This is a genomic window from Pseudobacillus sp. 179-B 2D1 NHS (genome assembly GCF_045370945.1).
Classification (GTDB): domain Bacteria; phylum Bacillota; class Bacilli; order Bacillales; family Domibacillaceae; genus Pseudobacillus.
The window spans coordinates 1-17,562 of sequence record NZ_JBIQDP010000017.1 but is presented as its reverse complement, the minus strand read 5'-3'; the positions used below and the strand labels follow the sequence as shown (position 1 = coordinate 17,562).

General features: G+C 33.3%; 26 protein-coding genes. 22 read left to right on the top strand and 4 right to left on the bottom strand.

The genetic code is table 11. The annotated features are described in order from the left end of the window. Window positions 1-40: 40 nt before the first annotated feature. The 3 genes from ACH0BF_RS16380 to ACH0BF_RS16370 all read left to right on the top strand — a co-directional run bounded on the left by ACH0BF_RS16380 (window position 41) and on the right by ACH0BF_RS16370 (window position 1,695). Window positions 41-664 carry a KOW motif-containing protein gene (locus ACH0BF_RS16380; RefSeq protein WP_406909716.1) on the top strand — a complete coding sequence of 208 codons (624 nt, stop codon included), beginning with the start codon at window positions 41-43 and terminating at the stop codon, window positions 662-664. Window positions 665-898: 234 nt separating this feature from the next. Next, the gene (locus ACH0BF_RS16375) at window positions 899-1,195 is read left to right on the top strand and encodes a hypothetical protein (protein ID WP_406909715.1); all 297 of its coding nucleotides are present in this window, start codon (window positions 899-901) and stop codon (window positions 1,193-1,195) included. Further along, window positions 1,195-1,695, top strand: coding sequence for a hypothetical protein (locus ACH0BF_RS16370; RefSeq protein ID WP_406909714.1), 501 nt, complete (start codon window positions 1,195-1,197; stop codon window positions 1,693-1,695). Before ACH0BF_RS16375 ends, ACH0BF_RS16370 begins: the two co-directional genes overlap by 1 nt. Window positions 1,696-1,790: 95 nt before the next feature. Here ACH0BF_RS16370 and ACH0BF_RS16365 read toward each other — a convergent pair whose 3' ends face one another. Continuing rightward, window positions 1,791-2,225: an immunoglobulin-like domain-containing protein gene (locus tag ACH0BF_RS16365; RefSeq protein WP_406909713.1), complete on the bottom strand. Its 435-nt coding sequence runs from the start codon at window positions 2,223-2,225 to the stop codon at window positions 1,791-1,793. A 613-nt stretch (window positions 2,226-2,838) separates the two neighbouring features. On the opposite strand from ACH0BF_RS16365, the gene ACH0BF_RS16360 reads away from it, so the two are divergent. Next, complete coding sequence (locus ACH0BF_RS16360) at window positions 2,839-3,216, top strand: hypothetical protein (protein WP_406909712.1); 378 nt, start codon at window positions 2,839-2,841, stop codon at window positions 3,214-3,216. Window positions 3,217-3,532: 316 nt separating this feature from the next. Here ACH0BF_RS16360 and ACH0BF_RS16355 read toward each other — a convergent pair whose 3' ends face one another. After that, window positions 3,533-3,826, bottom strand: coding sequence for a DUF3238 domain-containing protein (locus tag ACH0BF_RS16355; RefSeq protein WP_406909711.1), 294 nt, complete (start codon window positions 3,824-3,826; stop codon window positions 3,533-3,535). Here ACH0BF_RS16355 and ACH0BF_RS16350 point away from each other — a divergent pair. The 7 genes from ACH0BF_RS16350 (at window position 3,792) to ACH0BF_RS16320 (ending at window position 8,802) form a co-directional block, all read left to right on the top strand. After that, a complete protein-coding gene (locus ACH0BF_RS16350; RefSeq protein ID WP_406909826.1) occupies window positions 3,792-4,220 on the top strand; it encodes a hypothetical protein in 429 nt (142 codons plus the stop codon). The two genes, ACH0BF_RS16355 and ACH0BF_RS16350, sit on opposite strands and share 35 nt — an antisense overlap. Window positions 4,221-4,317: 97 nt before the next feature. Beyond that, window positions 4,318-4,638 (top strand): hypothetical protein, encoded by a 321-nt coding sequence (locus ACH0BF_RS16345; RefSeq protein WP_406909710.1) that lies wholly within the window; start codon window positions 4,318-4,320, stop codon window positions 4,636-4,638. A 290-nt stretch (window positions 4,639-4,928) separates the two neighbouring features. Next, window positions 4,929-5,903 carry a hypothetical protein gene (locus tag ACH0BF_RS16340; RefSeq protein WP_406909709.1) on the top strand — a complete coding sequence of 325 codons (975 nt, stop codon included), beginning with the start codon at window positions 4,929-4,931 and terminating at the stop codon, window positions 5,901-5,903. A 160-nt stretch (window positions 5,904-6,063) separates the two neighbouring features. Continuing rightward, window positions 6,064-6,477, top strand: a complete 414-nt coding sequence (locus ACH0BF_RS16335) for a hypothetical protein (protein ID WP_406909708.1) — start codon at window positions 6,064-6,066, stop codon at window positions 6,475-6,477. A 387-nt stretch (window positions 6,478-6,864) separates the two neighbouring features. Further along, window positions 6,865-7,368 carry a hypothetical protein gene (locus ACH0BF_RS16330; protein WP_406909707.1) on the top strand — a complete coding sequence of 168 codons (504 nt, stop codon included), beginning with the start codon at window positions 6,865-6,867 and terminating at the stop codon, window positions 7,366-7,368. Continuing rightward, entirely contained in the window at window positions 7,365-7,694 is a 330-nt protein-coding gene (locus tag ACH0BF_RS16325; RefSeq protein ID WP_406909706.1) for a hypothetical protein, read from the top strand. The genes ACH0BF_RS16330 and ACH0BF_RS16325 overlap by 4 nt, the downstream gene beginning before the upstream one ends. Before the next feature lie 436 nt (window positions 7,695-8,130). Beyond that, the gene (locus tag ACH0BF_RS16320; RefSeq protein WP_406909705.1) at window positions 8,131-8,802 is read left to right on the top strand and encodes an S-layer homology domain-containing protein; all 672 of its coding nucleotides are present in this window, start codon (window positions 8,131-8,133) and stop codon (window positions 8,800-8,802) included. 765 nt (window positions 8,803-9,567) lie between these two features. Here ACH0BF_RS16320 and ACH0BF_RS16315 read toward each other — a convergent pair. Further along, window positions 9,568-9,999, bottom strand: a complete 432-nt coding sequence (locus ACH0BF_RS16315) for a hypothetical protein (protein WP_406909704.1) — start codon at window positions 9,997-9,999, stop codon at window positions 9,568-9,570. Between the two features lie 348 nt (window positions 10,000-10,347). Between ACH0BF_RS16315 and ACH0BF_RS16310 the strand changes: the two genes are divergently transcribed. The 4 genes from ACH0BF_RS16310 (at window position 10,348) to ACH0BF_RS16295 (ending at window position 12,413) form a co-directional block, all read left to right on the top strand. Then, window positions 10,348-10,830, top strand: coding sequence for a hypothetical protein (locus ACH0BF_RS16310; RefSeq protein WP_406909703.1), 483 nt, complete (start codon window positions 10,348-10,350; stop codon window positions 10,828-10,830). 285 nt (window positions 10,831-11,115) lie between these two features. After that, window positions 11,116-11,535: a hypothetical protein gene (locus ACH0BF_RS16305; RefSeq protein ID WP_406909702.1), complete on the top strand. Its 420-nt coding sequence runs from the start codon at window positions 11,116-11,118 to the stop codon at window positions 11,533-11,535. A 136-nt stretch (window positions 11,536-11,671) separates the two neighbouring features. Further along, entirely contained in the window at window positions 11,672-11,980 is a 309-nt protein-coding gene (locus tag ACH0BF_RS16300) for a hypothetical protein (RefSeq protein WP_406909701.1), read from the top strand. A 157-nt stretch (window positions 11,981-12,137) separates the two neighbouring features. After that, on the top strand, window positions 12,138-12,413 hold the full coding sequence (locus ACH0BF_RS16295; RefSeq protein ID WP_406909700.1) for a hypothetical protein: 276 nt from the start codon (window positions 12,138-12,140) through the stop codon (window positions 12,411-12,413). A gap of 508 nt (window positions 12,414-12,921) precedes the next feature. On the opposite strand, the gene ACH0BF_RS16290 is transcribed toward ACH0BF_RS16295, so the two are convergent. Then, entirely contained in the window at window positions 12,922-13,479 is a 558-nt protein-coding gene (locus ACH0BF_RS16290; RefSeq protein ID WP_406909699.1) for an ATPase, T2SS/T4P/T4SS family, read from the bottom strand. Window positions 13,480-13,779: 300 nt separating this feature from the next. Between ACH0BF_RS16290 and ACH0BF_RS16285 the strand changes: the two genes are divergently transcribed. From ACH0BF_RS16285 to ACH0BF_RS16255, 7 genes are all read left to right on the top strand, one after another. Then, complete coding sequence (locus ACH0BF_RS16285) at window positions 13,780-14,385, top strand: hypothetical protein (protein ID WP_406909698.1); 606 nt, start codon at window positions 13,780-13,782, stop codon at window positions 14,383-14,385. A gap of 198 nt (window positions 14,386-14,583) precedes the next feature. Next, window positions 14,584-14,964 (top strand): hypothetical protein, encoded by a 381-nt coding sequence (locus tag ACH0BF_RS16280; RefSeq protein WP_406909697.1) that lies wholly within the window; start codon window positions 14,584-14,586, stop codon window positions 14,962-14,964. Window positions 14,965-15,094: 130 nt separating this feature from the next. After that, window positions 15,095-15,481, top strand: coding sequence for a hypothetical protein (locus tag ACH0BF_RS16275; protein WP_406909696.1), 387 nt, complete (start codon window positions 15,095-15,097; stop codon window positions 15,479-15,481). Between the two features lie 347 nt (window positions 15,482-15,828). Then, window positions 15,829-16,068: a hypothetical protein gene (locus tag ACH0BF_RS16270; protein ID WP_406909695.1), complete on the top strand. Its 240-nt coding sequence runs from the start codon at window positions 15,829-15,831 to the stop codon at window positions 16,066-16,068. A gap of 36 nt (window positions 16,069-16,104) precedes the next feature. After that, complete coding sequence (locus ACH0BF_RS16265; protein WP_406909694.1) at window positions 16,105-16,611, top strand: hypothetical protein; 507 nt, start codon at window positions 16,105-16,107, stop codon at window positions 16,609-16,611. Window positions 16,612-16,640: 29 nt separating this feature from the next. Continuing rightward, on the top strand, window positions 16,641-17,102 hold the full coding sequence (locus ACH0BF_RS16260) for a hypothetical protein (protein ID WP_406909693.1): 462 nt from the start codon (window positions 16,641-16,643) through the stop codon (window positions 17,100-17,102). An 84-nt stretch (window positions 17,103-17,186) separates the two neighbouring features. Next, the gene (locus ACH0BF_RS16255) at window positions 17,187-17,492 is read left to right on the top strand and encodes a hypothetical protein (protein ID WP_406909692.1); all 306 of its coding nucleotides are present in this window, start codon (window positions 17,187-17,189) and stop codon (window positions 17,490-17,492) included. Window positions 17,493-17,562 lie beyond the last annotated feature (70 nt).

Sequence of the window (17,562 nt, the reverse complement as noted above, 5' to 3'; positions counted from 1 at the left end):
AAAAGGATTACGACCATAATAAATCAGGAGGAGTAATTAAATGACTCAATCTTTACTAACAGCTTTAGAAATCTTAAAAAAAGAAGTACCACAGAAAGACTCAAATACAAAAAGAATAGAAGTGGGCAAAATCAACCGTAACATCGCATTTGAGATTCGTATGGATAAAACAAAGGAAAATAATTACCATTTAATTGTTGTAGAATACACTCCAAAAATAGGTGAAACAAGAAACCTTAAAGGTCATGGTTTAAATAATGCACCTATCACTGAGATTCATGACCGAATAGTAGAGTTAAAGGATGCATATGCAGATGTTGCATTTGAAGTAGGGGATCAAGTAAAGGTTATAAGTGGAAAGTACGCTGGTCATATAGGTGAAGTAATCGAAGTTCAACGATCTTATAAAGAATTAGACCCCTATGGAGTTAATTTTGCAGAGGAAGGCCTGTTAACGATAGAAGATTCTATAAGAAACACCACATGGAATTATGAGTTCGATGGATATACCTTAAGATTACACTATCCGGAAAAAGACTATGGATCTTTTATTACAAAGGCTCGTATTACAACATCTATTTTCTATGCTTACTATTACACTGTTAAACTTTCGGAAACAAATATTGCTCTTACACATAAGGGCTTAAAGAAATATGAAGATTGAATAAATATATTAGAAGACCATTTGTTTTACAGGAGGATACTTAATGTGTCCTTCTTTTTTTAGTATTGTATAAATTTCTCTCTTTACAAATTTAAAAAACTCCACATGATTACTATGAATGTTTATTTATTGAAATTCGTGTATCCAGTATTTCAAGCTATTGCCAATAAGAGATTAACTAGCTGCCGTATGGTGGATAGTTTTAGGTATATAGAGTGACAAGAGGTGAGCAGAGTGGAAGAAAATAAAATGCTAGATTATGCGAACGATTTAACCGAGGAGATAAAACATGCAGTTGAAAACGGTGAAGAGGAATTAATAGTTAGTCAGAAAGATGCTACAGTCCTTGATTGGCTAGTTGAACAAGCAAAAAGAGCAGAAATGTATAAGCATGCTTTAATGCTTATTGGTGCCAAACTTGAGCCCCCCGCAAGTTTTATTGCAAATATGGCCTTACTGGAAGCAGACCAAAGGTTTGATGCTTCCGTAACAAACCAAACTAATGATGTGATATTGAAGGAGGAAAAATAATGGAACAGACAATAGAGAAACTGAAAGAGCAAGCCCGAAAATCATCATCAGGAGAAACCGGTGATCAAAGAGCCGAAGACCTTGAAAGTTATTTAAGAAACAAGTTAAGAGAATATTCCACCGCTCTAAATATCCCTCAAGAGGTCATTCTAGAAGCCTGGGAAAAACAGCGAGATTATAGCGCTATTAATTACTATCAGGAAGCTAATCAACCGTCCATTGATGCAGACAAAGTTAAGATTTTTGAAACTGTTGAAGATATGTTGAAGGCAATAGGAGAAAAGCAATTTAGATGCCCTGGTTGCGAAGGCATTTCATCAAATCCATATAAGTGTAATAGTGGGAAGGAAGTTCAGAAAAAACCATGTGATTGGAAAGTTTATGGTTTTTTTGGAGACTTAGGAAAAGGTATTCATGTATTCTGCAAAGATAAAATGAAAGGAGAGACTATATTTATGCCTTTATCTTGGGAAAGTAATTATGTCACTGTTCGTGGATAAAGCCTAAAATTAATTTGCTGCGTTTCTGACACATACTTTGAAATAGTTCAGATAATAATTGATTTAAAAGAGAAAGAACCAGCAGCAGTTCTCTCTCATTCTACAACTTTAAATGGAGCAGCAAGTTCGCCAATAGTAGCCCGATATTCACCTGGCGTAAGCTTATATTTTAGATCATTTACATTAAGATCTAGAGATGACAATTTATTTGGAGGATGAATAATACCTTGCTCTGTGAAAGATTCTGCTTTCATGGGCACTGTACGCCATATGCCTTCTACTTTTTTTTCAAGAAAAACGTGAGCACCAGTCATATATTCTTCATTACTGTCATTTTGAATTTCAACAGTGATCGTCTTAACTGAAATTGGATATTCCGCTTTTTCAGTTTTGATAGTAACACCATTTTCCGATTCGGAACGTTTTTGAGCAGGGGATTTTTCTAGGTTTGAGTCGTTCGTTTGGCATCCAGTAAAAACAAGAAGTAAGGATATAAAACAAAACACAATGAATGAATATTTTTTGATCACTAAAAACACCTCCTACCTTTATTGTACCAATAATTGGATGGAGAATCAGTAAAAGAAGTTGATGAACAGTACGTGAATGAAGTGTAACATCTACTCTTTATGTTATTGACACTTGTTGTTTATTAAAGGTGGTATTTTTATTGGAGAAATTTATTAATTGTCCCAAGTGTTTTTGTGTTAGATTGCATATCAATGGAAAATGTCAGACTTGTGGTTCTATTAAGGGAGAAAGCAAAAGTAATAATGCCAGTGATAGATATATTCAAAAAGATGATTTCTCAAATTCTCTATTGAATCCTTTGAATCCACTTTCATCTTTTAGTCCTACTAATAATGACTAAAATTAATCTGTATTTCATTGATAAAATGCAAACAATCATAGTTTAAATGAATAGATAAATTCCTTGCTTTGAAAAAGGAAAGAGAGGAAGGGAAAATTCTTATGCGATGCCCTAAATGTAAGGAAAAGATGATTATGAATTCAGAACAAGCTATTAAATCCGAGGGAAAAGTCATCTACAGCTTTACTTGTTTGAGTTGTGAGACTAAAAAATAAGAACTGGTAATCTTGATCTTTGGGAGCTACACATACAATCAAAGGGAGAGAAAAGGAATGTCAAAACTTAAAGAAATAAAGGAAAACTTAGCTTTTGCAACAGAGACTGAGGGAGAAGAATATGCTCATACAAGCCTCAATAAAGAGCAAATTAATTGGCTCATACAAGAGGTAGAGAAATATTCAATAAAAGAAGATAGGACGGAAGAAAGATCGGATCATCCTATAATAAAAGTGGCCAAACGCGAAGTGAGCATAACCAGGAGCCGCTCAGTTCCTAATGAAGTACCTACCGTCAATTTACCAGTTGAACATGCTGTCTGGTTAATTCATCAATCAGAAAAGGCTTTACTTTTTGAAGAGTCGAAATGTAATACAGTCGATCCACAATTAAGCTTGGCGAGCACAAATGGCATTGCCAAATTGGACCAATGACTTAATGGTCGGTCCAGTTCGGCTGGAACACACACATACTCAGGAATCCATGATGTGTAAAATGAAGCTTGTTAAAAAGATTAATTGTTTTAAGGGAGCTGTCCAAACGGGTAGCTTCTTTCTTCTTAATGTGATAACTCTGCTCCCATGATTGTCTTATAGAAGAAACTCGACTACATTCATCAGTAAAGAGGGTCTTTTTATGAAAAATTAGAATCCGCATTTGACTTAACTTACCTTATAAAGTATGGTTAAAAAGGAAAAAACAACCTATTTAGCGGAAAAAATACCCAATAGTTGTTAACGCCTAAAATGGTTATTTTTCTAAGTTTTTATCAACCGATTTATCCATCACACCGCCTAGTAAAAGTGGAGTATCACCAGGCCCAGGAAGTCGAGACCACACTTTCTTTGGAGATTGGCCATCAATTTTCTTCCATAACTCATATGCAGGAAATCCATCATGTTTTCCAGTTAAGCGCATAATTCCACTTCGAGTAATTTTTATTGTGAATTTATAATCAATATTAGGTGCATCTGGTTGCAATTCATGAACGAAAGGAAGTGCCTTTAAATTGAGAAAGATGTCTTTGTTTGCAATCCTAATCATTATACTTATGTTAAGTGCATGTTCATCTGAACCCCCGCCCATTACAAAAGAATCTGTAGAAAAAAAAACAAAAGAAAACTTTACGAAAGAAGAAGTAAAAAACATATTTGGTGAACCGAAAATAATTACAAATGATAAAAAATACGAAATTTGGTTATATGACAGTAAAGAAACTGACAAAAGCCCTGAAACTGTAGAATTCGATCCAGCGTTCCTTCCATTTGATAAAATTTTAAGTGAAGATATCGAATATGTACTCGAAGTCATGCTACTGGATGACAAAGCGCTTCAATTCTCTTATTTCTATAAGAAAGATAACAACGTCTGGGTGTACAGAACGAATGGAGATAAAAAGTCTGCAATTGACGAACAGGCAACGACCCTTGATGAATAATAAAAGATTCCCTATAGGGTAGACACGCAAAAGCGTCACTGTTTAGTGATATACATAAAAAAACGTACTGACTTCATGTATGAGGAGAGGGAAGATTATGGCTCGTATTCGGGAATGGGTTACAGAAGCAAGGTGTATAGATTGTGGAGGAATATACAAAATAGATCCTTATTATCCATTGAAGAAAAGATGCAAACCGTGTTCTAAAGCGTATAGGAAAAGAGTTAAGCGTATTGATAGAGTGCAAATCATTTCTTTTCTTATCTTTCCTTTAGGCATTTTAATGTACTTTCTTTGGAAAGATAATAAGCCACACTTAGCAAAACCAGCGTTAGAAGCTGCTTTAGTTCCTATTTACATATTGAGTGGTATTTTTCTGTTCCTTTTTCTTCTTTATATAATAATTAGTTTAGCTTGAATTTATTTAATCTTTTTTATAGGCTCTTTTCGTTATCAGAAAGCTGTTGCTCTAATCAATCTTTTTTATAAAGCTACAATCTCATCTATATTACTAAAGTGCAGAAGTATCCTGTCTTACTACCTGTAAAATATTCAAGCAAAGTGAGCCATATAAGGAGCCGCTCGACATTTAAAAATTACGACAATCCTTGCATCATTGCTACAGTTGCACATATATCTGATATTCTAACAGGAGGGGGCTTAGCACCTCCTGTTTTTTATTACATTCTTAAGAGGGTGGAGTCTAAGATGAGGTATGATAAAACCTTACTAAAGCACATAGCGAAAGAGAACAATGAATATTTCACTTCCGTTTCGATATGGAATAGTTATGCAGGAAAGCATCAACTTCCTAGAGCAAGAACATTTGCTTATCATTTTGGATCATGGAATATAGCAAAGAAAGAGATTTTTGGTGATAATGTACCAGTTGGAGCAAGATTCGAACCCTCCTTTACCGAAGAAGAGTTAATACAAATCGCCAAAGAACATAGCTCCTACTTTCAAAAGCAGAAAGATTGGAATTTTTTTGCGTCGGAAAAGGATTTGCTCAGTAGCAAAGTCTATATGCATAAATTTAACGGTTGGAATGAAGCAAAAATAAAAATCTTTGGTTCCGAGAGGCCGCTCTTCCGGAACCTTTACACCAAAGAACAACTTGTCATGATTGCCAGAAAGCATAGCACTTATTTTACTAGCCAAAATACATGGAGTCGCTATGCTGCTCAGCACGGTTTACCGAATGCTCATGTTTTTATAAATCATTTTAATAGTTGGAATGAGGCAAAGGATAGTATATTTCAAGAAAGTAAGGCGGTCCTTCAGCAAAAAAGGTCGTTTTCTAAAGAAAACTTAATCGAGACTGCGAAAAAATATCAAGATCACTTTACCTCTATAAAAGCATGGGATTCATTTGCTGTTCAACATGACTTACTAAGAAGTGGTGTCTTTATAAAGCATTTTCAAAGCTGGAACCATGCAAAAAAACAAATATTCAACGACGCAGCAGCAATTCTAAAGCGCCAGTCAATTAGAAAGTATTCCAGTGACCAATTAATTGGAATTGCTTTAAAGCACTTTAACCATTTTAATTTAAAAATATCAGAGTGGAATCACTATGCGAAAGATCATCAACTTCCAACGGGAAGCACATTCTGTATCCACTTCAGCACCTGGGAAACAGCTCAAGAGGTTGTGAGGTCAGCAAAGGATAACAGGAAGTAATTCCTCATACTTGTTCTACCCTTTTTACATAAAAGGCTTCTAGTCTGTAAATATATTTCAATTATACAAAAGTATTGAATTTAAGGTTAATTATCCCTTTACAAATCGTGAGAGAACCAACATCATATCTATAACCACTGAAATAAAGGAGGCGTTATACATGAATCAATTTGTCATCGTGATAATGGTATTAATAGGTATTTCCCTGCTATGGGGAGTGATTAAGACCTACTTGTGGTTTTTTAAAGAAGATCCCTCTTTAAAAAAGCGTAATAGAGAAGGTATTGATACCTATAGTTTTGAAAACAGAAGGAGAAGTGGCCATTCTATCCCACAGCAAGAAAAGAGACAAAAGGAATTCTATAAACAAAAAAGGGAGTCTGATTCTCAACAAGTAGATCCTTTATACTCCGTAACACCATTGTGGACGGACAACCATGATAATAGGTCAGGAAGTTGTTCAGATATGCTTTCCCATAAATCGTCGTCTCATACTCATTACCAGGACAGCGGATCTTATGACTCATCTTCGCATTCATCAAGTAGTGATTCTGGTGGGGGAGGCTGCGACTGAAGCTCCGCATTGAGTAAACAAACATTTAGTAAATATCAGCAAGGTCTGGTTGTGTCTATGTATGTAAGTGATTGCAGTTCATATAGAAATTTAGTACACTCAACATAGAAGTATTTTCTTTTTTTCTTTTTAATTTACCAAAACAACAATAATTACAAGCCCATCGGGTGATTTGATCAACAGCTTCTGTTTAGCTGTTTTTGAATAATCATCCCGATGGGCTTTTTGTTGTTGAAAAATAAATATAGGGGGATTGCATAATAAAAACTATTTAAATCCGTAAAGTTTCATTTTATATGAAAAATTATTTTGAGAGAAAAGTAAACAAAGTAGGCTATCAGAATGGTTAGTTAAACAATCAGATTATAATCGAAAGGAAGATATGAAATGGAAAACAAGAGACTAGCAAACACAGAGGCAGAATTTTTATTAGGTTATGTAAAAGGAGAAGATACAATTTTAATACATGATAACCCGGTACAAATTAGTGCGTTTATTTTGAAGTATCACATGCAAAATGTGATCATTACCGATGTATTTGATCAACAATTAATAGCAACCTCGATGGGATTTCTTATGTCTTGTTCTAACCAGGAGTATTTAGCCAAATATTTACTCCCTGTTTTGGTTCCAATGCAAAGGGGAGAAAAGGAAATTCCTAATTTTGAACCGTATGTTATTAAAATTGAGCTAATTAAACAACTTATCAATAACCCTACACTGGAAAGAGCAGAAGATATTCAATTAAAATTGGAAGATTACGAATATGAGGAAGAAATGCTGCGGCTTAACCCTGTAATTGTTGCTTTAGAAGAAGGGAAAGAGAAAGAAGCCTTAAGTCTTTTAAACCAACTTCTTGCAGATGTGCAACGAGGGGAGCGTTTACAGTGAACAAGTGGAATAACTTTGAAACATTAGAGCATTATCAAGGACATATTTGGATCGGTAAAACATTTAAAAAAGAAAATAGAGGAAATATCTGTGTGCTTCAAAATGGAGATTTTCGAGTCCTGGGTTACGTTTCACCCGAAATGCTAGCAGATAAAGATTTGAAAAAATTAATTTATGACACTGTTGAATCGAGGGGAACAATATGGATGTTAGAAGATGAGAGCTTAATAACTTGTTCTGTTTGTGGCCACTCTTACAAAGAAGAAAAAGTTAATGTCGTTGATTATGTAGATGATGTTTGTGTGGATTGCGAAAAGACTTACTAATTATTTAGGCTATTAACATTAGTCGATATAGATAAATTTTTAGTTGAACATACAAATTAAGGAGGAAAAGCAATGAAATACCCAACATATGAAGAAATAAAAGCAGAACAAGAAATGATTGAGAAAGCCGAATTAGAAAATTGGCAAATAGCAAATAATATCAACCCATATGACTATGAAGATGAATGATCCACTTACCAAAGAAGAAATGTAAAAAATAGATTAAACCGCGAACAAGATGAGATATCCTTTCTTGCTCGCGGTTTTTAAATTATATACTTAAAACATAATTAGGTAAATAGTCTTGAATTCCAACAAGCCGAGCAAAGAAAAAATCCTTATGCTATGATATAGAAGTTAAAACTAAATACTTATTTTGCTAATATTATAGTATTTTATATACAAAGGACCATTTTACCAAAAGGAGAGAAAAGCATTGAAGAATAAAGTAACAAAAACTATGATTGCAGGTATCTTGGCTGGAGGAGTATTTACAGCGTCTTTTAGCAATACTTCAGCAGCTACTTTTACTGATGTATCAGACAGATATATTGAAGCGGTAACCTATCTCCACAATAATCATATTGTATCAGGGCTATCGGAAACGAAATTTGGAGTACAAGAACCTATAAAGCGTGTCGATAGTGCAATCATGATTGCCAAAATTAGAAATCTCATTCCTGAACAGGCAGCAAAAACTTCTAAATTTACTGATGTACCAACAAGGGGAATACCAGCAGTAGAAGTACTTCGTTCATTGGGGATCATTAATGGAAAGACTACCTCATTATTCGGTGCAAATGATACACTTACACGTGGTGAAGCGGCTCTCATTCTTGTTAATGCTTATGATTTATCCCCGGTGAATGAGAGTACGACAAAATTTTCTGATGTATCTCCACGCTATCTATCAGCTGTTAATACATTAGTTGCTAATGGAATATCTAACGGAAAGACCAAAACAAAGTTCGGAACTGCAGATCAGCTCACTAGAGGAGAGCTCGCGATCATGTTATACAACTTAGAAAAATTAAAAAGGGAAGACGGAGGAAACTCTAATACCCCAGACGATCAGGCTCCTGAAGTAGAAGATATTATAGTTAATTGAGAGATTATAAAAAGTTTAAATAACTTTTTGTTACTCTTTTGTATCAAGACTGTCTAATAAAAGGCAGTCTTTTTTTCTGAAAAAACATTCCCACGAGAAGCTTGTAAGATTATTAAAAAAATTATACCTGACAAGTTTAGTTATCCAGGAGTAGCTTTTTCTGAAATGAAAACCAAATAAAATTACCGGAAAACGCGTAGTAAAAAGAGTACAATCTAAAAGTGGCTGGATCACCTTATAAAAAGAGAATGCCCTGTTTTTCATAACTGGTTCTCTTTTGGAAGAGAAAGCGACCTTATAAGCAACAAATAACAATGGAATTAGCAAAGGTTTTAATACTAGAAAAGGCATCCGGTTTTGGGTGCCTTTTTAACGCCTAATTGAATTAAACACTCGTATTATGCAGTAATTAAGAGTCCAATAGTCTTTGAGTTGCTGTGACAACTTTTTCTCTAATAACTGATACTTCGTCTTGTAACACTTGGCCATCCAATTTTTCAAAGAGGCTAATTACTAACTCATGAATCACACCTAATTCTCGTAATGCTTCAAACTCAGACATTTAATTAGCACAGACAAAGTTTGTTGTCCTCTTGAAAATCAGGTGCAAATACACTGTTATTTTTCATTGGATTTTGGTAAAATACACAATTTTTCAATAAAGATAGCAGACTAATATATTGTTAATTTGTCTGCTATTTCGGTGTCTATTTTATTGTTTTCCCTTCCAAAAGAGAACCCGTCATATTTTTCAGGGCATTCCTTTTATTTAAATAAATCTTTAATGGCATTTATATTTGAATTATCAGTGATTTTATAATTGTATTGCTTTTTATCTTTAAAATTATAAATTGATAAAAAATCTTGGTCAAAAAAAGTCATTCCCAATCGTCTCTCATTATTAGCTTTTATGGTTACCCAATATGATTGAGAATTCTCTGCTTCAGTAAAGTTTTCTTCCTTTAATTGTAATTTAGATATTTCGGTCACTATTTTATTAATTTGTTTTGGCTCTGTAATGGATACCTTCTCATCTGTTGAAGATTTCACTGTATCAATGGACGTAATTTCAGACCGATTTATACCCTCATCTGTAAATAATTCTTGAATAGATGTAGACCTCCCGCTATTTATAAGAAAATAAAGACCTAATAGAACAATTAGTAAGATAGGTAATACAATCCAACGTTTATTCAATACCAGGCACCTTCCTTTTTAATGGCTTACAATCACAATTTTAACACAATATGGTTTTAGAAGTATAAGTCAATAGATAGCTTGTTTATGAAGAGTATATGTAATAGTTCGTATAAAGAGGACTAGCTCAAAGTAATGAACAGTTTCTTATATTCTAAAGGTGGTTTTCTGTCTGCACGACCGTAATCATTCTGATACAATATTCCTAATCGGACAAAGAGAGGACTGTAATGGGCACTGGATATTTTAATATCATGAATTGGGCTAAGTAAGCAGTACTGCTAACAAGGATACTTAACTAACTAGATTCTAATGACAAGAGAATTATGAAGGAGAAGGTGATTAAATATGAAGGATATTAGAGAGGAATTAATTCCTAAACTGACTAAAATTAATGAAATGACACAAGCTGTAAAAGAAAAATTAGCTGGTTACTTAATAAGTTCCGAGGAAAAGCCAAACATTTCCTATGAGCTACTTCAAATATTAAATCTTAGTGATGATGTAGCACAGACTTTTAATCCAGATAAGACAACAGGAGAATTCTTTGGGCTACCTAAAGAAGTCGTTGGTGGTGCTCGTTTCCCAAAACAGATAATGGATAATAGGGGAGTAGATTTTACACCGTGGTTCTCTGAAAAAACAGCTAATATTAAAAGTGGTGCAAAAAAACTTATAAAGTATTGGGAAACCAATGTTAGCGACATCAACCTGGTAGAACATGCTCCAATGACTGTCCAAGAATATCTTCGTGATGGTATTGATTCAGGGTTACACCAGATAGAAGCGTATTCAAATACAATAATAGAAATGCTCTCTAAGGTAGAATAACAAAGATAGATATTGGTAATTTCGACAAACCAGCAATTTGGGTAAGTAATTTTACTTTATTACCAAGAATGATAATGACTTAATAAAGAAAACCGCTTCTAGGCCCTATAGAAGCGGTTTTCTTTATTAAAGTTATGCAAAGTCGCTCTTCGAATGATAGCCCATAGCAATCATACTGTCACTAGTTGTTGCTATAAACAGATGCTCTTTTGTTTTGGTTAAAAAGGGAAGTTATAACAACGTTAGCAACACTAAACAGAAAACAGAAGAAAAGAGGAGAATTTTTTGATACTAACAAACAAAGATCGAATCAAACTAGCACTTCTAGAAAAATTAACATGGACTGCAAACAATAAGTGTGAACGTTTTATTTATGGAGCAGCTTCGAGTGGAACAAATTTCATGGTTGTAGATGAAGAAGATATTAAAGAGTATGTAAAAGACTATATAAACTCAAATAAATTCGGAAAAGGATACACCTCTGTTACCCTTTCTAAAGTATTTAATGTCCCTTTACATAAGGTGAATGGAAAAATAGGTGAAAATCTTAAACAGGAATTACTGAACTGGGTAAACGAAGAAGATATTTATTATTTAGCAACTCAATATCGACTTGGTATGCCAATTTCTAGTAAAGAGATTTTAGAGGTAGAAATGGACGAAAGAGTTTATTATATCTATTTTAATGTATCCTCTGCAGCTTAAGACTTAAAATCGATATATATCAAAAAAGTGATAACTAATAAAAAATGCGATTATTTTTTCGTCGTTAACTAGGAGGAGAATTGAAAATGATTGAGACAAAGCTGTTAGTGCAGCAATCTAGAGGAGAATAGTTTAAATGAATAATTATATTATAATCTGTCTTGTTATTTTGCAAATTTTAGTGTTAATCTCATGTACATTTTTAAACAATCTGCCGGATTCTCCAGGTGGAAGATCCAGCAGATTATTGCCATTTCTAATACTTGTTTATGTTAACGCGATATTTGTCTATATTGGTTATTTATATGTTGGATTTAAGGTTATTTTTTGGAGCCCACTTGGAATTCTTTGTTCACTTTATGCAGTATTTGCAACAGCTCTTATTGGCTTTGCAACGATAGCATTTTGGACAATAAAAATTAAAGAAAAGATATGGGGAATTTAGATTTCCATCTAGTAATGTAGCACCGAGAAACCTGCATACTAACCAAGAGTGAGTGATTGAGGAAACATAATCACTACCTCAACTATCAAAAGCATAGTGAATATATTGATCTGTTGAAAATGAAGAAATAATTATTGTTCGGGAGAGAGGTAACAGTATGATCGATAAGTTTTTAGGTATGGTCATCCTTTTTTTAATTTTAGGTGGTCCATTGATCTTTCCGCTACTTACAAAGAAATGGGTATGGTTTATAACTGCATTAATAGGGTATGTCGCTTATGCCATGTGGGGAATATATCTTCATTTCACTTCAGATATTAAAGAGTACGGTACCGATTATGGTATGCTTATTTTCCCGTATCTAATGGGAGTAACACTAATAGGCTTTACATTGCAATTACTCAAAAGTAAGCCTCAAAAAAGGAGTAAGTAACAAATGATTCATAACTTTTGATATTAGATTTACAGTAAAAAAGGGTCTATCGATTTTGTTAAGAAACTAATGAAAGAGTTGAAATAAATTCATGATTCAGCATATGTATTCCGAGAAACATTTTAAAAGATAAAGAAGAATCCACCCCTCGCCGTGACAAGCAGAAAAAGGGTGGATCGCATAAAGCTTAATTCATCAACATAATAACAACCGTCCTTACGGCAATGTTGCCAAAAGAGGAGTGTTACAGCACTTCTCTTTTGTTTTGCATCTAAACTATATCCAATATACCCCATATATTCAAACTCCATTGATTAAACTAAATTGCCACTAAAGGATATTAAGCCGTGTACGTAGATAGTGCGACATTCACATAATATGTGAAAGAAAATTACTTTATTATCAAAAGGTTAACGGCTAAATACAAAAGAAAACCGCTTCTATAGTGTCTAGAAACGGTTTTCTTTTGTATAGGAGATATTATAACAAAGTTATAATCAAGAAGAAATTAGTCATGCATCATTTCTATACTTATCTGACGAGGACCTGAATCTACTCTTTCAACAAAAAGAATGACATCAATAGACTTAGAAATTTCCGCTTCCGCAGCTTCAGAAGAACTTTCCAATCCTTCAAGTCCAAGTTTGCGATAGCGTGAAAAAGCATCGAAACGAGAAGTAGCCTGCATAGTAGAAATTACTTTCTTACCTACTGAGGCTAGGTTAGATAGTAGAACAACATCCTCAGGAAGCCTTGTCTCGTCTAACAAAACTCGGTCAGGATTCAATTTCAGAGACTTCTTAAGGCTCAACTCATAGCCCTCATTATTAAAGTGTATATAGTTTGATGAGTTCATTTGTAAATACTCATTAGAATAATTACAAATGACAATATTCCTTTGCCCGCGATCCATTAAATTTAATAAGATCTTTGATAATTCGGTTTTACCGCTTCCCATAGAACCAGCAATCAAAATGTTATATTTATGAATATTTCCCACCAATTCAGTGAACTCATTAATGCTCGCTTGTTTTACCGTAAATTCAACATTACCTTTTAATATCATTGATTTGTCTCCTCACTATACAAGAATTCAATAGCAGTCAAAAATTTTATGTATAAAGGCTTTTGACTTTTGTTTTCAAAGAAATTATGATCAGTAATTCTCTCTAGTCAAGGTAAAGTTTTGAGAGATTATGAATTTGTTCTGATACACCTTAAAAAGTTTATCTTACTAAGACACCCAGATTAAAGGTATGCTATACTCGATTCTTGAAAGGGAAGGATAAAAGATCCATTACTAAAGAAATAACATAGGTAAAATAGTGGATAAATTTCCATTTAATAAGAAAGAAGGAAGGGAACTATGAAAGAACAACAAATCTTAAAAAAGAAAAATGGGCCTTCAATAAAGAAAATATCAATGATTATTGTTTCTGTTCTTTTTTCAGCGGTGATGATTAAATTGTTCAATAAATCTGCCGGTGTTCACAATTTAGGGATATATACAACCATTTCTTATCTATTACTTTTTTCGTTTTCCTTTTGGCATTTGCTATTAAGTATAGAGATTATTATTCGTCATACATCAAAAAACATTGATACAGAAAACATGGATACAGAACTTCCTATAGAGATAAAAAATGCAAAAAAAACATGGAAACAAAAAAGAGCTGATGAAAGAGATATAATAGAGCAATACTTTAGCTTTAAACAATTTTCATCTGTTACTTATTGGCTTTCGCATTTTAGTTTCGTGCCTTTTTCATTTTTGTTAGCTTTATTCATCATGTACATAAATGGAGAGCTTGCTATATCTTTTAATCCAACTATGTACACGATTATTTCTAGCATCGTAGCAGTTATATCCACTGGTCTTTCAATTTATTATTTTAGAAAGCTTACTAACATTCGACAATTGCTTCTTGTAGTTCTGGAAGAGATTATCAGTGAAAAAGAAAGTGAGCAATAAAAGAGAATCTAAATAAAATGATGCAAGTTAAGCAATATTTCAAAATAAAAAGAAGTGTACAGCTAAAACCCTAATATAAAGGTATTTTTATCAAAGAGTATGGACTTTTGTGTCAACTGTCAAAAGGATGTAGAGTTGTGTACGTAGATAAAGCGGGGTTGACATAAAAAGTGAAAGAAACTGTGAGGTATGAATAGAATGCAAATTAATACAGTAGAAGAGGAGACAATTATGCTTCAAGTAAACTTACACTCTATTATCGAGGATATTATTTTGAGGACACACTACGTAACAAAAAGAAGCCATTTTCCAATAAAAATGTTAAATTTTGTATATGAGTGTGCGAATTGCAATAGACATCATAGAGGTTATCAGAGAGAATTTAGTGAAGATGCTTGTCCGTATTGTCTAAATCATGAGGTTAGTAGGGTTAAAGAGGAATACAAGTGGATGGATTATCATGCTGATTGTCTTGCTCTTAATTATAAAATTTATAAAAAGTATATCGTTAATAAAAGGATACAAGAACAAAGAGAATTTGATGATAGGAGTATAGAAAAATTCTTAAATAACTTTTAGAGGTGAATTTTTATCGGAGATAACCATGTCTCTTTCTGTGGAGGAAATACACGGAGACATTGAGTTTCAAATGAAAAAACAAATTCAATTGTATGCTACAGGAATATATAAAGAAAGGATCGGATAGCTCATGAGTCAGAAAACATATACTCTACTTTTAGGAATAATAATCGGTTTTTTTGCACCTAGTCTCTTAGAAGCACTACAAATCATATTTTTCAATGGAGAGCCAAGCAAAACACCTATTTCATATTATGTCTTTGTGACTTCTTCTTTTGTGGGGGTTGGCTTTATAATGTGGGGATTAGGTACAAATCAAAGAAATACTATTCGGTATGCTAGATTGATAATCGTTTTATTAACTATTATATTCCTTTACTGCATTGGAATTATTTTTACTGTGAAAACAACATTACTTATCTTTTTATATTTTGCTGGAGCGATCTTCTATTTATATATATGCTTAATGTTTTGGCACCACTGCTTCTATGAAAGAGCAGATAAAACCGCTCAGTAAGCTGTCGCAATTCGTTGATCCTGCCCACTATTATATACATAATAATATTTTAGGAGAGTAGCGCATTTCTTGTCGCTGTACATTTATACGTACTTTTGTGTCAACCGTCAACTGTACAAGAAGGGGCGTGCTCTGGAATTTCCTACTTTGCGCCAAATTTCAATTTGACGAAAAGTAGAGAAACCTTTCTGTCCATTATTTGAATTTCACCTTGACGAATGTGTTTTGTTCTTCATAATATCTATAGTTTTTAGATTCATATATGCATTGCTGCTATAGAGGCAATTTAAATGAAATATCAAACCAAAAGTATTACTACTTCGAAAAAATAAAGGAGAAATAAAAAAATGAGAATGCCAAAAAAATTTATTATCAAGTTAATGCTGTTGAATGGTTATTTTATAAGCGGCTTCAGCTTCTTTCTTATATTGTTAAACCGTAAAATTGTGGAGATTGATAACCTGTTTTATTGGATTGGAGTAATTGCCTTCTTTTTAGGTTGGATTTTTCTAGCTAGGAAGTATCTAAGTAAGAAATTAAAGGTGAATGAACGTATAACATACTTTGATTCAAAAGTAATCAATTAATAAAACAAGAAATTTAAAATGAATAAAGGAGAAATCATGGTGAAAATAGTTTCCTTCTTCGTATTGTTTATTATCCTGTTTCTAAATGTTCCTCTTATTGGGGAAGCAAAAACAACCGGTTATTCTAGCAGCAAAGGAAGTAATACAGCAATAAAAAGTCCCGCACAAAAAAGTAACGGATCGAAAAATAAGTCAACCAATCAAAGTAATAATTCAACTAATAAAACAAATTCAAATAAGAATAACACATCCTTTCCAACAACACTTCTAACTGCTGCTGGTGTGTATTTACTATTAGACAGTATTACCGATGATGGAGAGCCTGTTTACATTAACTCCGATACTCATGAACCTGTAAAATACGATAACGATATCCAATCATTAGTTAATGATTCTGCTTCAAAAGAAAATAAATTACAGGATGACACTATTACGTTACCTAGCATGATAATGGATGTGCTTAAAAAAGTAGGTGGAGTTGTTGTTGTCTTTTTGTTTGCAACATCAGGAATATTTTTCATACAAAATGGCTTTCGCCATTAATTTAAAAGTTTAAGGAGAATGATGAACAAATGGATGTAATAAAGGATAATGGAATTTTGATCGGAACTATATTGGTTGGTTTAGTATTACTTGTTACTGTTACTCTTGTTGCTGACTATACGGGTGACTCATACAAAGAAGCTATTAATGATATAGGAAAAACTGCGAATGAATCTAAAGAAGAAGCAGAGCGTTTGGAAGCAGAAATCTTAAGAAAAGGAAAAGATGCTGAAGCCTTGGTGATTGATAAAAAAGAAGTCAATAATTCAACCGCGGATCAATTAATGATGACGCCATTTATGGTCGGTAATATGACATTAACGACTGCTTCCATAATACCTGGCACAACATCAAGCAACTACTCTTTAAAATTGTATGTTGATGAACAGAATTATAATATCGCAGTACCGAGGGATATATTTGAGAAGAAATCAATTGGATCAAAAATGAGAGTTAAAATATTCGAAGATAGACTTTTATCACTTGAGTAAATATTGTCTAAAAAGAAAAAACAGACAAAAGGAATTAAAACAAAGTGGCGGTGAAATGCTCGAGATCAAAGGAGAAAGTTGATTATGACAGAGTTATTGACAAAAGAAGAGTTGTTAAGTATAGCAGTAGAACATAGAAAATGGTTAAAGAACATAAAAACTTGGGAACTGCACGCACAAAGACATAACCTGCCATCGGTTGCAACTTATGAAAAATGTTTTGGATCGTGGAGGGCAACAAAAAATGCTGTACGTCTTCACCCTCTATACTCAAACACTGATCTTATTATGATTGCAGAGAGAAACGCGGCTCATTTTACCACTATTTCTGGATGGAACGAGTATGCTGACAAAAACAACCTCCCTAACGCTTTTACCTTTATGGCTTAGTGACAGGGTTGCTGCTCTAGTCCGCAGGATTTTTTCCATTAAAAGTAAACTGTTGCAATAAAAAGCAAGC

Bases quoted from the DNA above. Each gene is read 5' to 3' on its own strand.
- ACH0BF_RS16380 (WP_406909716.1), top strand. From the start codon at position 41: ATGACTCAATCTTTACTAACAGCTTTAGAAATCTTAAAAAAAGAAGTA.
- ACH0BF_RS16370 (WP_406909714.1), top strand. From the start codon at position 1,195: ATGGAACAGACAATAGAGAAACTGAAAGAGCAAGCCCGAAAATCATCA.
- ACH0BF_RS16360 (WP_406909712.1), top strand. From the start codon at position 2,839: ATGTCAAAACTTAAAGAAATAAAGGAAAACTTAGCTTTTGCAACAGAG.
- ACH0BF_RS16355 (WP_406909711.1), bottom strand. From the start codon at position 3,826: ATGATTAGGATTGCAAACAAAGACATCTTTCTCAATTTAAAGGCACTT.
- ACH0BF_RS16345 (WP_406909710.1), top strand. From the start codon at position 4,318: ATGGCTCGTATTCGGGAATGGGTTACAGAAGCAAGGTGTATAGATTGT.
- ACH0BF_RS16340 (WP_406909709.1), top strand. From the start codon at position 4,929: ATGAGGTATGATAAAACCTTACTAAAGCACATAGCGAAAGAGAACAAT.
- ACH0BF_RS16335 (WP_406909708.1), top strand. From the start codon at position 6,064: ATGAATCAATTTGTCATCGTGATAATGGTATTAATAGGTATTTCCCTG.
- ACH0BF_RS16330 (WP_406909707.1), top strand. From the start codon at position 6,865: ATGGAAAACAAGAGACTAGCAAACACAGAGGCAGAATTTTTATTAGGT.
- ACH0BF_RS16310 (WP_406909703.1), top strand. From the start codon at position 10,348: ATGAAGGATATTAGAGAGGAATTAATTCCTAAACTGACTAAAATTAAT.
- ACH0BF_RS16300 (WP_406909701.1), top strand. From the start codon at position 11,672: ATGAATAATTATATTATAATCTGTCTTGTTATTTTGCAAATTTTAGTG.
- ACH0BF_RS16295 (WP_406909700.1), top strand. From the start codon at position 12,138: ATGATCGATAAGTTTTTAGGTATGGTCATCCTTTTTTTAATTTTAGGT.
- ACH0BF_RS16290 (WP_406909699.1), bottom strand. From the start codon at position 13,479: ATGATATTAAAAGGTAATGTTGAATTTACGGTAAAACAAGCGAGCATT.
- ACH0BF_RS16285 (WP_406909698.1), top strand. From the start codon at position 13,780: ATGAAAGAACAACAAATCTTAAAAAAGAAAAATGGGCCTTCAATAAAG.
- ACH0BF_RS16280 (WP_406909697.1), top strand. From the start codon at position 14,584: ATGCAAATTAATACAGTAGAAGAGGAGACAATTATGCTTCAAGTAAAC.
- ACH0BF_RS16275 (WP_406909696.1), top strand. From the start codon at position 15,095: ATGAGTCAGAAAACATATACTCTACTTTTAGGAATAATAATCGGTTTT.
- ACH0BF_RS16270 (WP_406909695.1), top strand. From the start codon at position 15,829: ATGAGAATGCCAAAAAAATTTATTATCAAGTTAATGCTGTTGAATGGT.
- ACH0BF_RS16265 (WP_406909694.1), top strand. From the start codon at position 16,105: ATGGTGAAAATAGTTTCCTTCTTCGTATTGTTTATTATCCTGTTTCTA.
- ACH0BF_RS16260 (WP_406909693.1), top strand. From the start codon at position 16,641: ATGGATGTAATAAAGGATAATGGAATTTTGATCGGAACTATATTGGTT.
- ACH0BF_RS16255 (WP_406909692.1), top strand. From the start codon at position 17,187: ATGACAGAGTTATTGACAAAAGAAGAGTTGTTAAGTATAGCAGTAGAA.